The organism is Luteipulveratus mongoliensis (genome assembly GCF_001190945.1).
In the GTDB taxonomy this organism is placed as follows: Bacteria; Actinomycetota; Actinomycetes; order Actinomycetales; family Dermatophilaceae; genus Luteipulveratus; species Luteipulveratus mongoliensis.
Genome location: NZ_CP011112.1, coordinates 1,279,611 through 1,293,754, shown reverse-complemented (window position 1 = coordinate 1,293,754; position 14,144 = coordinate 1,279,611). Strand labels below are relative to the sequence as shown.

Annotated in this window: 11 protein-coding genes; 3 read left to right on the top strand and 8 right to left on the bottom strand. The window is 68.7% G+C overall.

Annotated elements, in window-relative coordinates:
• Window positions 1–13: 13 nt before the first annotated feature.
• The 7 genes from cobA to VV02_RS06015 all read right to left on the bottom strand — a co-directional run bounded on the left by cobA (window position 14) and on the right by VV02_RS06015 (window position 10,928).
• Entirely contained in the window at window positions 14–1,168 is a 1,155-nt protein-coding gene (gene cobA / locus VV02_RS06045; RefSeq protein WP_052590452.1) for a uroporphyrinogen-III C-methyltransferase, read from the bottom strand.
• Entirely contained in the window at window positions 1,155–1,571 is a 417-nt protein-coding gene (nirD, locus tag VV02_RS06040; RefSeq protein WP_052590451.1) for a nitrite reductase small subunit NirD, read from the bottom strand. Before nirD ends, cobA begins: the two co-directional genes overlap by 14 nt.
• Window positions 1,568–4,177 (bottom strand): nitrite reductase large subunit NirB, encoded by a 2,610-nt coding sequence (gene nirB / locus VV02_RS06035; protein ID WP_052590450.1) that lies wholly within the window; start codon window positions 4,175–4,177, stop codon window positions 1,568–1,570. The genes nirD and nirB overlap by 4 nt, the downstream gene beginning before the upstream one ends.
• The gene (locus VV02_RS06030) at window positions 4,174–5,874 is read right to left on the bottom strand and encodes an FAD-dependent oxidoreductase (protein ID WP_083449955.1); all 1,701 of its coding nucleotides are present in this window, start codon (window positions 5,872–5,874) and stop codon (window positions 4,174–4,176) included. The genes nirB and VV02_RS06030 overlap by 4 nt, the downstream gene beginning before the upstream one ends.
• On the bottom strand, window positions 5,871–7,994 hold the full coding sequence (locus VV02_RS06025; RefSeq protein ID WP_052590448.1) for a molybdopterin oxidoreductase family protein: 2,124 nt from the start codon (window positions 7,992–7,994) through the stop codon (window positions 5,871–5,873). Before VV02_RS06025 ends, VV02_RS06030 begins: the two co-directional genes overlap by 4 nt.
• Window positions 7,994–9,400, bottom strand: a complete 1,407-nt coding sequence (locus tag VV02_RS06020) for an MFS transporter (protein WP_052590447.1) — start codon at window positions 9,398–9,400, stop codon at window positions 7,994–7,996. The genes VV02_RS06025 and VV02_RS06020 overlap by 1 nt, the downstream gene beginning before the upstream one ends.
• A 169-nt stretch (window positions 9,401–9,569) precedes the next feature.
• A complete protein-coding gene (locus VV02_RS06015; RefSeq protein WP_052590446.1) occupies window positions 9,570–10,928 on the bottom strand; it encodes an HNH endonuclease signature motif containing protein in 1,359 nt (452 codons plus the stop codon).
• Window positions 10,929–11,177: 249 nt separating this feature from the next.
• Between VV02_RS06015 and VV02_RS06010 the strand changes: the two genes are divergently transcribed.
• A complete protein-coding gene (locus VV02_RS06010) occupies window positions 11,178–12,209 on the top strand; it encodes a phosphotransferase enzyme family protein (RefSeq protein ID WP_052590445.1) in 1,032 nt (343 codons plus the stop codon).
• 34 nt (window positions 12,210–12,243) lie between these two features.
• Here VV02_RS06010 and VV02_RS06005 read toward each other — a convergent pair whose 3' ends face one another.
• Complete coding sequence (locus VV02_RS06005; protein WP_052590444.1) at window positions 12,244–12,492, bottom strand: hypothetical protein; 249 nt, start codon at window positions 12,490–12,492, stop codon at window positions 12,244–12,246.
• Between the two features lie 191 nt (window positions 12,493–12,683).
• Between VV02_RS06005 and VV02_RS06000 the strand changes: the two genes are divergently transcribed.
• Both VV02_RS06000 and VV02_RS05995 read left to right on the top strand, forming a co-directional pair.
• On the top strand, window positions 12,684–13,622 hold the full coding sequence (locus VV02_RS06000) for a hypothetical protein (RefSeq protein ID WP_157063292.1): 939 nt from the start codon (window positions 12,684–12,686) through the stop codon (window positions 13,620–13,622).
• 36 nt (window positions 13,623–13,658) lie between these two features.
• Complete coding sequence (locus tag VV02_RS05995; protein ID WP_052590442.1) at window positions 13,659–14,144, top strand: TY-Chap domain-containing protein; 486 nt, start codon at window positions 13,659–13,661, stop codon at window positions 14,142–14,144.

Here is a 14,144-nt window from a genome sequence, read left to right as displayed (position 1 = left end):
GGGGACCATGCGGTCAGGCCTGGTCGAGAACCGTGGCGACGTCGCCGATGACGATGACAGAGGGGTTGGCGACGCCGGCCGTGGTCACGCGCTCAGCGATGTCGGCCAATGTGCCTCGTACGACTCGCTGTTCGGACGTCCACGCCTTGTGTACGACGGCTGCCGGAGTCTCCGCGGGGCGCCCGTCGCGCAGCAGCCGGGAGGTCAGCTCGTGCAGCCGGCTCATGCCCATCAGGACGAGGATCGTGCCTGGCCACTCGGCGAGCATGGAGGTCTCCATCTCGTCGTGGCCGGACACGACGAGGAAACCGGTCGCCGTACCCCTATGTGTCACAGGGATATTGGCGGCTGCGGGTGCTGCGAGCGCACTGGTCACGCCCGGCACGACCTCGACCTCGACGCCCGCTTTGCGGCAGGCGAGCAGCTCTTCGCCACCGCGGCCGAGGACGAACGGGTCGCCGCCCTTGAGCCGGACGACGTGCTGGCCGCGCTGGGCGCGCTCGACGAGGATGCGGTTGATCTCGGGCTGCGGGATGGGGTGGTGGTAGGGCGTCTTGCCGACGTCGATCACCTCGATGTGCTGCGCCAGCTCGGCCAGCACCTCGGTCGGAGCGAGACGGTCGGTGACCACGACGTCCGCGCGGGCCAGCTCGCGGCGCGCCCGCAGGGTCAGCAGCTCGGGGCTGCCGGGTCCGCCCCCGACGAGGACGACCTTGCCCTGGCCCGTACGCCGGGCCGGTAGGGCGACGTCGCCCTCTTGCAGTGCCGTGGTGAGCTGGGCGAGCACCTGCCGAGCCAGCTCGGTGTCGGGTCCGTCGACAGCGATGGAGTAGCCGTCCAGGTCGGTGGTCGTCACGACTCGGCTGTCGATGCCCTCACACCAGATCCGGTCGGCCTCGCACCAAGTCCGCACCAGCTCGTCGCGGGCGGAGTCGACCTCCTGCAAGGAGACGAGCCAGACATCGGTGAGGTCCCGGCGTACGACATCGCGCCGCTCCCAGGTGACGTCGTCATGGTGGGCGGCCAGGTCTCGTACGCCCTCGCAGGCATGCGGCGCGACAAGGCGCACGCGGGCACCCTCGGCGAGCAGGGTGCGTACTCGCTGCTCTGCGGTCGGACCGCCGCCGAGCACCAGAACCCACCGACCCGTCAGGTCAAGTGCGTGCATCCTTCACCTCCACCGCTTCGCCGTTCACACGGACGAGCCAGGTCTTGAGGGTGACGGTCTCGTTCCCTGAGTCCATGTGACGACCCTCCTCCTCCGGCCGAGGTCGCAGGCTCCCTCGGTCCGGCATCGTCGCCCCGTCCGTGAGGCAGACACCCGTACGCAGGTCGAACACCTGCTTGTACATCGGTGAGGTCACCACAGGGACCTCCTCGCCCTCCACGACCTTCGTGCCCACGATGCCGCGGGCCATCACGTTGGCCCCGCTGAACGGGTCCGTGTGGTCGATCCCGAGCACCGTGCCGTCCAGCAGCCGGAAGAGCGCCACCTGGGCTTCGCCGACCAGGGCCGCGACGCCGCGTTCCGGCTGCAGTTCCTCCAGCCGACACACCGCCGTCCAAGTCATGATCGCACCTCGAGACGGGTGCCCGCGATGACGACCGGATCGCGGTCGGCGGTGATCAGCTCGACCTCTCCCCTGGCCGCACGTTCGCGGTCGTGCGCGTTGGCCGGGCGGCGCTGGCCGCGCTCCATCACGTAGGTGAGCGAGGCGTCCGCGCGGTCGGGAGCGTTGACGAAGGAGGTGAACTTGGCCAGCTTGGCCGGGTCGGCCAGCACCTCGGCCCACTCGTCGCGGTAGGCGCCGACGTGCTCGGCCATCGCCCGGTCGAGATCGTCGGCGATACCGAGGCTGTCCTCCAGGACCACGGCTCGTACGTGCTCGATCCCGCCCTCGATCTCCTCCAGCCAGGGGGCGGTGCGCTGCAGCCGGTCGGCGGTGCGGATGTAGTACATGAAGAACCGGTCGATGCTGCGGATGAGCGTCTCGCTGTCGAGGTCCTCCGCCAGCAGCACCGCGTGCTTCGGCGTCTGGCCGCCGTTGCCGCCGACGTAGAGGTTCCAGCCCTTCTCGGTGGCGATCACACCGACGTCCTTGCCACGCGCCTCGGCGCACTCGCGGGCACAGCCGGAGACGCCGACCTTGAGCTTGTGGGGGCTGCGCAGACCGCGGTAACGCAGCTCGAGCTCCACCGCCATGCCCACCGAGTCCTGGACGCCAAACCGGCACCACGTCGATCCGACACAGGACTTCACCGTGCGCAGCGACTTGCCGTAGGCGTGGCCCGACTCGAAGCCGTGGTCGACCAGCCGCTGCCAGATGGCCGGCAGCTGATCGATGCGCGCACCGAACATGTCGATGCGCTGGCCGCCGGTGATCTTGGTGTAGAGCCCGAAGTCCCGCGCGATCTCACCGATGACGATCAGGCCCTCGGGCGTGACCTCGCCGCCGGGGATGCGCGGGACGACCGAGTAGGTGCCGTCCTTCTGCAGATTCGCGAGGACATGGTCGTTGGTGTCCTGCAGCGTCGCCTGCTCACCGCTCAGGATGTGGCCGTTGTTGAGGCTGGCCAGGATCGAGCCGACGACGGGTTTGCAGATGTCGCAGCCGCGGCCGCTCCCGTGCCGCTCGATGATCTGCGTAAAAGTCGTGTGGCCGCTGACCTGTACGGCCTTGAACAGCTCCGCTCTCGTCATGGCGAAGTGCTCGCACAGGCTGCGGTCGACCGTGATGCCGGCCTTCTCCTGCTCGGCCTCGACGAGCTTCTTGACCAGCGGTACGCAGGCACCACAGCTGGTACCCGCCTTGGTGCAGCCCTTCACTCCGGCCAGGTCGCAGCCGTCCTCGCTGACCGCGCACCGGATGCGGCCGGCGTCCACGTTGTTGCAGGAACAGACCTGAGCGTCGTCCGGCAGCTCGAGTCCTGTTGCACCGCCTGCAGATTCGGGCACGATGTACGACGACGGGTCGCCCGGGAGCTCACGCCCAACCATGGGCCGGAGCGCGGCGTACGCCGATGCGTCACCGACGAGGATGCCGCCCAGCAAGGTCTTCGCGTCGTCCGAGACGACGAGCTTCTTGTACGCGCCGGTGACCGAGTCGGCGTACACGATCTCGAGCGCGCCGGGCGTGGTGGCGAAGGCGTCGCCGAAGGATGCGACGTCGACACCGAGGAGCTTGAGCTTGGTGGAGGAGTCAGCGCCGGGGAACGTGGCGTCACCCCCGAGCAGCCGGTCGACCGCGATCTCGGCCATGGCGTAGCCCGGGGCGACCAGCCCCCACACACGGTCCTCGATGCACGCCACCTCACCGATGGCACTGATCGCGGAATCGCTGGTGGCACAGGCGTCGTCGACGATCACGCCGCCGCGCTCGCCCACGTCCAGGCCGGCGGTGCGAGCGAGCTCGTCGCGGGGCCGGACGCCCGTCGCGAAGATGACGACCTCGACCTCCATCCGCTCGCCGTCGGCGAACTTCATCCCACTGACGACACCGCGACGAGAGACGACCTCGGAGGTCGCGGTCTCGACACGAACGTCGACGCCGAGGTTCTCGATGAGGCGGCGCAGCTCCTGACCGCCACCGGGGTCCACCTGCAACGGCATCAGGCGAGGCGCGAACTCGACAACCGTCGACTCGGCGCCGAGAGCCTGCAGCGCGCCGGCGGCTTCGAGCCCGAGCAGACCGCCACCGATGACGGCGCCGCGGACGGGCCGGCTGGGGTGGTCGGCGCGGAGCTTCTCGACGTAGCCGCGCAGGTCGGCGACATCGTCGATGGTGCGGTAGACGAAGCAGCCCCGAGTGTCCTTGCCCTTGACCGGCGGCACGGCGGCGTACGACCCGGTTGCCAGCACGAGGTGGTCGTACGCGATCGTCTCGCCGGTGGACAGCGTCGCCTGCTGCGCGTCCCGGTCGATGCTCGTCACGGCGATGCCCTTGCGCAGCCGGACCGACGGGTCGGCCCACAAGTCCTCGTGACCGAGGTTGAGATCCTCGGGGTCACGGCCGGTGAAGTACGACGTCAGGGCGACTCTGTCGTACGGCGGGCGTGGTTCCTCCGCGAGAACCGTTACGTGCCAACGCCGTTCGTCGTCGCGGGAGCGGAGGGCCTCGACGAATCGGTGGGCGACCATGCCGCCCCCGACAACGACAACCTGCTGGGGATGCCTCATACCGTCTCTCCTTGCTGCCTTGACGATCGTTGTGACGTTTGGTGCACGAGGGCTGACGGAAAGGCAGGTCGATCGTCGGGTTCGATCGAGGTGGGATTGACGTCGTCCATCCAGTCGAGGAGGCCCTGGACGATGCCGGTGCAGCCGCCGCAGCCGGTCGTCGCGCGGGTCCGGCAGGCGACCTCGGCCACGGAGCGGTCGCCGCAGACATGGGCGTCGACGATCTCCTTCTTGGTGACGCCGTTGCAGCGACAGACCGTCGCCGACCCGGGCATCGCCGTCGGGGTCTGAACCGTGGGTACGCCGGCGCCCGCCGGTCCGCGGACGAGCAGCAGTGCCGGGTCGGTCGGGATCGGCGTACGACGCTCGTACGCCACCGTGAGGTCCGCGGCAACGTCCGGGCTACCGATGCAGACCGCGCCCACGACCATCTCGTCGCGGATCGCGACGCGGACGGACCGGCGGGCTCGGGCGTCGACCAGCGAGACGACGCGACCGGCGTCGGGGGCGAGCTCGTCCGTGGGCAGCGGTTCGCCGAGCGTCACCATCTCCAGTCCAACCGCCTTGAGCTTCACCACACTCGTACCGCTGGTCGAGTAGCCCGAGGCGCTAGCCGAGGGCGTATCGAGACCCGTTGAGTCCTGGGGAGACTCGACGTCCGCCGTGTCGGTGGTCTCGATACGGCTCGCCCTGGGGGGCTCGCCTACTCGACCAGCGGGGTTGGGCTTGCCTACTCGACCGGAGGGGTTGGGCTCGCCTACTCGACCAGCGAGGTCGGTGGCGAGGCGATGGGCTTGGTCCCATCCGGGAGCGAGTAGACCTGGGCAGCCGTCGGGTGTCTGGGCGCAGTCGCCGATAGCGGCGACCGATGGGTCCGCCGGTGAGCGCAGGTCGCTGCCGACAACGATGCCGAGATCGACGGGAAGCCCTGCCGCAGAAGCGATCTCAACGCGCGGAGCCACGCCCGCGGTCAGGACGACCAGGTCCGTGCGGACACGTGAACCGTCACTCAGGACGACCTCGGTGACACTCGCACCGTCCCTGACGGCCTGGTCGAGGCCGACCCCCGCACGTACGTCGATGCCGAGGTCCTGCAGCGTCCGGCTGGCAACCGCCGCTGAGGTGCTATCGAGCTGACGATCCATCACGTGCTCACCGAGGTGCACGACAGTGACCTCGACATCGCGGGTGCGAAGCCCACAAGCGACTTCGACGCCCAGCAATCCCGCCCCCAGCACCGTCACATGACGGACCCGGCTGCACGCGGCGAGCAGCTCGCGGCAGTCGTCGATGCTCCGCAGCGCACGGACGCCGGACAGGCCGTGCTCAGCATCGTGCAGTCCCTCGATCGGAGGGATGCGCGCGGCTGATCCGGTCGCGAGAACGGCTGTGTCATAAGGGTGCTCGCGGCCGAACTCATCGATGACCAAGTGGCGGTCGCGGTCGAGGACCGCAGCCCGGCTGCCTCGATGAACCGCCATCGCGGCGGGCGCCGCGGGCAGCGTGAGTGCGTTGAGATCGGCCCTCCCAGCGATGACCTCGCTCAGCATGAGCCGGTTGTACGGCTCGTACGGCTCCTCACCCAGCACCGTGACGTCAAGGCGAGCGGACGTCGTACGGGACAGTCGATCCAGATCGTCCAGGAAGCGCGCGGCGACCATGCCGTGCCCGACGACGACCACGCGGTGTGGCCTCATGCGACGACCTCTGCGGCCGGGTCGAGGCGGGAGACGCTGACGGCGCAGACCTTGAACTCGGGCATCCCGCTGATCGGGTCGGTGGCGGGGTTGGTCACGTCGTTGGCGCAGGCGTCGCCGCCGAAGTGGAACGGCATGAACACCGTGTCCGGACGGACCTCGTCCGAGAGCCGAGCGGGCGCGACCGCCGTGCCACGGGAGGAGGTGACCTGGACCCGCTCGCCCTCCTCGATCCCCAGACGCTGCGCGGCAACCGGGTGGATCTGGACGAAACCGTGCGGCTGCGCCTTGACCAGGGCTCGCACCCGCCTGGTCTGCGCGCCCGACTGGTAGTGCTGCAACAGCCGGCCGGTGATGAGGTACATCGGAGCGTCGGCGCGCAGGTCGTCGTCCACCGGCGTGGGCCGTACGTCGACCATGACGGCCTTGCCGTCCGCGTGCGCGAACCGATCGAGGAAAAGCCTTGGGGTGCCTTCATGCTCGGGCGTCGGGCACGGCCAGTAGAGCGGCGGACCGTCGTCGAGTCGGTCGTGGCTGACACCGGCATAGTCCGCAACTCCCCCGGCGCTGGCCAGCGCGAGCTCGTCCATGACCTCGGACGGCTCGACGGAGAACGCCGCCTCCGACCCAAGCCGCTCCGCCAGGTCATGCAGGATGGTCAGCTCATCACGTACTCCGGTCGGCGGTTCGACCGCCTTGTGCCGCCTCAGGATTCGCCCCTCAAGCGATGTCATCGTCCCTGCCTCCTCAGCCCACTGGGTGATCGGCAGCACGACGTCAGCGAGCTGAGTCGTCTCGGACGGTACGAAGTCGCACACCACAAGCAGGTCGAGCGCCGCCATCCGTCGTCGCACCTGGGCGGCATCTGGCGCGCTCACCACCGGATTCGCGCCATGCACCATCAGGACTCTCGGCCCGTCGGCCTCGCCGAGCCGTGACAGCAGCTCGACAGCGGGTACGCCGGGTCCCGGGATCGCGTCGACGTCGACCCCCCAGACGCTCGCGACGTGCTGCCGCGCGGCGGGGTCATCGATCTTGCGGTACCCCGGCAGCTGGTCGGCCTTCTGACCGTGCTCGCGACCGCCCTGCCCATTGCCCTGACCGGTCACGCACCCGTAACCGCTGCCGACGCGTCCCGGCAGGCCGAGCGCCAGAGCCAGGTTGATCGCCGCGGTCACCGTGTCGGTGCCGTGCGCGTGCTGCTCCGCTCCGCGACCCGTGAGGATGTACGCTCCACGACCGCCGCGCGCGGGGCTCGCGGCGATCAGTTCCCTTGCTGCAGAACGAATCTGAGAAGCGGGTACGCCTGTGGCTCGCTCGACAGCCTCCGGCCACCACTGTGCGGCCGAGCGTCGCACGGCCTCCCAACCGTTGACACGCTCTGCGACATACTCCTCGTCCACACCGGCCTCGGCGATGACGACGTGGAGCAGTCCGAGCAGGACCACGATGTCGGTGCCGGGGAGAGCCTGCAGATGGATACCGCCACCGTCCTCGGTGAGCTGCGCGGTCGGCGTACGACGTGGGTCGATGACGATGAGTCCGCCCCTCTCCCGGACCGGGGCGATGTGCTGGACCGCAGGCGGCATCGTCTCCGCGAGGTTGCTGCCGACGAGGAGGATGGCGTCCGCGTCACCGAGATCCGCGAGAGGGAATGGCAGGCCGCGGTCGAGACCGAAGGCCCGGTTGCCGGCGGCCGCGGCGGATGACATGCAGAACCGACCGTTGTAGTCGATCATCGCCGTGCCCAGCGCCACTCGCGCGAACTTGCCGAGGGCGTATGCCTTTTCGTTGGTCAGACCCCCGCCGCCGAACACTGCGACAGCATCGCTCCCGCTCTCCGACTGCACCGTGGCCACGGTGCGCACGATCAGGTCGTACGCCTCGTCCCAGCTCGCCGGAGCCAGCTCACCCGCGCCGTTGCGGATGAGTGGCGTCGTGATCCGGTCGGGTGCTGTGAGGAGGGCGGCCGAGGTCCAGCCCTTCTGGCACAACCCGCCCCGGTTGGTCGGGAAGTCTCGTGGCTCGACCGTCACGCCCGTGTCGTCCACGGTCAGCCGCATCGCGCACTGGAGCGCGCAGTACGGGCAGTGAGTGTCCGTGACGGTCGCGGGGGCCATCAGATTCGAGCCTCGCTGAGATCAGTTCCCTTGCGGCCGTACACAGCCCACGTCGTCGCGGCCATCACCAGGTAGACCGCGATGATCACCCAGAGCGCGGGGATGATCGTCCCGGTCTTGTGCGCGGCGTCGATGGTGTGCGACTTGGCGTACGAGAAGCCTTGGGGGATCACGAAACCGCCGTACGCACCGACCGCTCCGACGATCCCGATCGCACCCGCCGCGATACGTCGGGTGATGCGCTGCGCCTCCGCGTCATCCCCACTGGTGGCGTGGAAGACCGCCGGGATCATCCGGTAGATCGAGCCGTTGCCGACACCGGTGAACACGAACAGCAGCAGGAAGGTCGCCATGAACAGGCCGAAGCTGTGCTCCTTCAGCGCATAGATGGCTCCAAGTGCGCCAATCGCCATGGCTACGAACGAGATCACGGTGACGATCCACCCGCCGAACCGGTCGGACACGATGCCGCCCAGCGGTCGCGCGACGGAGCCGACCAGCGCACCGAGGAAGGCCAGCTTCAGACCGTGATCAGGGAACGCGTCGGTCATGATCTTGGGAAACGCGCCGGCGAAGCCGATGAACGAGCCGAACGTGCCGAAGTAGATGAACGACAGCACCCAGGTGTGCTTGCGGCGAGCGGCGACAGCGAAGCTGCGCGGGTCAGCCTTGGCTGACGACAGGTTGTCCATCCACCGCCAGGCCAGGAAGGCGGACAGCGCGATCAAGGGGACAAAGATCCAACCCGCGAGGTTGAGATTTGGGTTCTTGGTCGTGGCAGCCGCACCGATGACAACCACCAGCGGCACCGCGAACTGGACAGCGGCCGTACCCAGGTTCCCTCCAGCCGCGTTGAATCCCAACGCCTTTCCCTTCTCCGCCTGCGGGAAGAAGAAGGAGATGTTGGCCATCGACGAGGCGAAGTTGCCTCCACCGAGCCCGGCGAGGGCCGCCATCATGACCAGGACGGGGAAAGGAGCCGTCGCGCCGACGGCAAGTGCCAGGCCGACCGTCGGGAACAGCAGGAGCAGCGCCGAGGCGATGGTCCAGTTGCGGCCGCCGAACTTCGGGACCGCGAAGGTGTACGGGATGCGCAGTGTCGCCCCGACGAGCACGGGGATCGAGATGAGCCAGAACTGCTGTGTGTCCGACAGAGCTGCGGCGCCGGCGTACCCATAGTTCTTCAGCTGCGGGACGACGATGCCCCAGAGGGCGAAGACCCCGAAACCGAGGAACTCCGCAAAGACGGACAGCCACAGGTTGCGCCGGGCGACGGAACGGCCCTCGGCGGCCCATTGGATGGTGTCCTCGGGGTCCCAGCCGTCGATCCAGCGCCCGGACCTGCGGTGCAACCCAGCGACGGACGGGGGTGCTGTGGTGGTGGACTCGGCCACGGTTGCTGCCATGCGGGCCTCCCGGAGCAGCGCCCACCTGGGTGGCGAGCGATTGCCCGGAAGTCAAGGAGCGGGCTGTTACCGCCAGCACCTCGGTTCCGTTTCGCGGGTGTCACCTTTCGCTCACACCACGACGACACGGCCGTGAGAAGTGTCTGTACGACCCCGCTGACCTGCGGGTTTACGTCCCCTCAGCGCCGGCCGGCGACCCGACGAGACCTGAGTCACATCGCGGCGCCGAGCCGGGCGTCCCAGGGTCAGGGCCGGACCCCGCATCACCGGTGTCACCGCGAAGGACGGCGCTCATATCCCGCCGAGGAGGCGCGTTCACGGTCCACGTCACGTCGAAGGGCGTGACGGTGGCGGTCAGGTCGTCGCGGTGCACGATGGTGTGGTGGCGGCGGCAGAGCAGGGCTGAGTTCAGCAGCGAGGTCTTCCCGCCGAGGTACCAGGGCTGCACGTGATGGACCTGACAGAACCCTGGCGGTCGATCACATCCGGGGAAGGTGCAGCACCGGTCTCGGGCCACGACCGCGGTGCGTAGTCCGTCCTTGACCAGGCGTTGCTCCCGGCCGACGTCCAACGGTTCGGAGCGTGATCCCAGGACCATCGGGATGATGTCCGCGTCGCAGGCCATCCGCCGGATCGTGCCGGCATCGATCGTGTCACCCAGACTGGTCACCCCGAGCCCACCACCCGCTCGACCGCTCGTCTGTTCGGCGCGAAGGTCGTCCAAGCCCATCGTGACCACGAGCTTGGTCGTCGAACCGTGCGAGGTCGAGGCGTCCGCCGACTCAGCCAGGTTCAGCAGGTCCATGAACGCATCCGCGCGCCGCTTCCCCGGACTCCGCGGATCCGGGCACTGCCCGCCCGTATCCGGGTCGACGGTCGGCTGGGGTGCAGCACCCGCCTGAACCGCAGCCACCAACCGCGCCGCGTTCCCCGGCGCCAGATCCACGATGAACCGCCGCAACCCACCCGGCAGATCCGACCACGACAACTCCTCAACCCGCTCCAACGCCGCATCCTGATCCTCAAGCCAGTCACCGGCATACGTGGCGACCAACCACCGCGACAGATGCCGCAGCTCCCTAGCACCACCACCAGCCGCGGCCACCTGCACGAAGTACGCCAAACACTCCTGGCGAGCAAAACCCGGCAGCACCGGCAGGATCCTGCCCAGCTCCCGCAACGCCACCTGCGCCGCCCGCGCACTACACGCCCCCGTCGCGACCGCCTCCCGCAGCAGCACGTTGTCGGGCTGATTCACAGCAGCAGCAACAGTCGCGACCCGCGACGCCTCACCCGGCTCAAGGTGGCCCGCATGAGTGGCCACCCACTGGCTGGCGCTGGCAGCCTGCGACTCCCGCACCACACCCCGCTCCAACGCCTCCGCCGCGACCATCACCACACACGCCTGCACCCGATCACTCAAGGCACCCAGCAGCTCCACCAACCCCGCAAGATCCGCCGACCCGACCTGATGCAACGCCTCCGGCAGCCCGGCCAGCGCCCGCGCCGCCTCGACGGCAGCATGCACGGCTTCAGCTGCAGGACCGGGCGGCACCCGGTCCTGCCACTCCAGCCGTTGGTCGATGGTCGATGGTCACTTGAGCCATGCCCCGACCGTACAGGTGTTCGCATCGTCGACGCAAGATCGAATCTATCGAATCTTGTTTGTTACCAGCGCTATTCGCGCATCAAAGATATCCACATCCCCTCTGAGCAACCATGTTCATCCACAGGACACCTGATCCGCCGAGACGGGGGATGTGGATAGGCTCGGAGCGTGAGCACCTGGCGGCTGACTCGGACATCCGTCTCGACGGAGGCGGTGCTCGATGCCGTACGTCGCGAGCACCACCTCGAGGTGGTTCGCCTGACCGACGTCGATGGTGGCGAGGACATCTCCGCGCGCGTGCTGCGCGCCGTCGATGTCGATAGCCGTGCGTACGCCATCAAGATCACCCGATCTGTCTCTCCTGCAACGCTCCTCGTCACTCGCTACCTCGTCGACCGCGGCATCGACGGCGCGACGGCCCCCCTGCCCGCACGCGATGGTCGACCGTGGTTCGACCTCGGCGGACTCCAGGTGACGGTGACGCCCTGGATCAACGGGCGGCCGGCGTACACCGTCGACATGACCGAGGGTCACTGGCGGGCGTACGGCGAGCTGCTGGCTCGGGTGCACACCACACGTCTCCCCTGCGACCTCGACAGCCTGCTGCCGCGCGAGACGCATCACGTGCCCGGTCGCGCGACGGTGCGGTCGATCGCGAGCGAGGCGGCCGGCGTACGGCTTCGTCCCGTCGACGAGCTGACCGCGGCGCTCCTGGAACTCTTCGAGGCGCACCGCGACGAGATCACCACGATCTTGCACGCGATCGACGTCATCGGCGCCCGCCTGCGCTCGCAGCCGATGATTCCGGTGCTCTGTCACGGCGATGCACATGCGGCGAATCTCCTGTTGGCAGAGGATGATTCGCTCAATCTGATCGACTGGGACGGGGCCGTGATAGCGCCTCGTGAGCGCGACCTGATGTTCGTGCTCGGCGGTGTCATCGCAACGGCACCGATCAGCGCGCGACAGCAGGAGTGGTTCCTTGACGGCTATGGCGACGTTGAGGTCGATCCGCTGAGGCTGGCGTACTACCTGTGCTCGTGGGCGGTCCAGGACTTCGCGGCGTACGGCGCCGAAGTTCGAGACCGGACCAACGATCCGGCCGCGCGCCGCCACGCGCTCACCATGCTGCGCAAGCAGGTCAGCTCGACCGGCATCGCCAGGACCGCCCTGTACGCCCTGCAACGCATCGACGACTGACCACCCACGGTCGGCCCGACAGGCGAGGCCGACCTCACCCGGTCTTGCGTCGACTCCACCTGGCTCGCACCCAGCCTTCGGCACGGTTCAAGAGTGCGCCGAACAGGGTGAGCGCGGCGACAGCGGGCACAACCAGGAGCACGAAGCCCACGAAGTCGTCTCGGGCATCGAGCTCGAGGAGGCCTTTGATCATGAAGAGAACCAGCAGGAGCACGAACGTCGACATCACCCGGTGCCGCTCCCGCCAGCTGCGTAGCCGGGCGAAGCGCGAAGGACCGTCCACCTGTCAGTCCACGTTTGCTGTCGATGCGAGCAGCCACCAGATCAACGAGCCGTACAGGACCACGGCCACGCCGAAGATCGCTCCGCACCAGACCAGCACCTGCCTCATGTGCAGATGATGCCGGCCCATCGCGACGCAAGCACGCGGTTCGCAGCCAACTCGTGGCCGCCATCACGTGGGAGGGTGCGGCCATGGCAACGACGAGCAGGGCGGCCGCGGCAGCCGAGTTCCGTGATGCGCGGCTCGTCTCGGATGCGATCAAGGCGGTGCTCAGGCGACCGTTGCTCTACTTCGGCGTCTCCCTCGTGGCCGCCCTCGTCGGCACCCTCCCGTCGGTGCTCATGTCGCGGCTCGCGCAGGACCGGGCAGAGGCGAAGGGCGCCGCGGACACCGACTTTTCCCTCGTCGCCATCAGCGGGCTCGGATTCGCCGTCGGCACGCTCGCCGTGATGCTCGGGATCGGCGTCTCGATGGTGCTCAACCCGGCCACGATCGATGACGCACAACGGTTGCGTACGCCGGTCAGCCGGCTCCTCCCGGTCGGCACCTACTCGGTCCTGCGGGCGTGGCCGCTCATGCTGCCGGGCCTGATCCCCGTCGTCCTGGTGAACGGTGCGCTCGGCGCCGGCGTCGCGTGGGCGATCGGCAACGATCACCCTCTCCTCGCGGTGCTCGCCGGACTCGTCCTGCTCGCCGCCGCCTGTCTCTTCTTCTACCTGTTCCTGCGGTTCATCCTGGCGCCACAGGTGATGTCCGTGGAGCGGGTCGGCCCACTGCTCGCACCCTGGCGGTCGGTCGAGCTGACGTCCGGCGACCTCAAACCGCGGGTGTTCGGCGTGCTGATCAGCACGGGCGTCGTGGTCGGTGTCATCGGTACGGCCATCGGCCAGGTCGTCCAGCGGGTCGCGCTGGACTATGTCGAGCCGTCGCAAGGGTTCTCGCACGCGACCGACCTGGCCCAGGGCGCACGCTTCATGGCCAACAGCTCGATCGGCACCGGGGTCGCGAGCTTCGTACTGTCGCCGTTCGTCGTGGCGATCATGGCTCGCGTCTATCTGGAAGCACGCGTGCGCAACGGCGAGATCGACCCCGACACGATCCGCGGCGGAGAGCGCCTCAGCGAGGACTGACCCACAGTCCGTGGACGGACGTGCGAGGCTCAGCCCATGGGGACCGACTACCGCCCGCTTCGGCTCGAGACCGCGTCCTGGGAGTCGTGGCAGCAGTCGCTGACCAGTGCCCTTCTGGCCAATCGCGTGGATGACAACATCGTGATCGGCGCACCGCCGCGCAGCACACCACTCACGGCTGAGGAGAAGCCGAGCGCGTGGGCCTTCTGGCGCGAGAGCGAGGTCCGGTCGGTCGCGGCCCCATGGGTGCAGCTGCTCCGCGACGACGACTGCGTGCTCCTCGACTCCGTCGCCGAGGTGTGGTCTCCCGATGAGCGAGAGTCGTTGGAGGCACTGGGCTGGCCTCAGGCGCGCGAGACCGCAACCCTGCAGCTGTGGCTGCCGCGGACGAAGCCGGTCGGGATCGGGCTGGCCGAGGACGCGGCGAGGGAGGCGGCTCAGATCGTGGCGCGCATGATGCGCGATGTCGCCGTCGTACGCGCACCCGCCGACCTGGACGTCACCCAGGCCAACGTCGGCTGA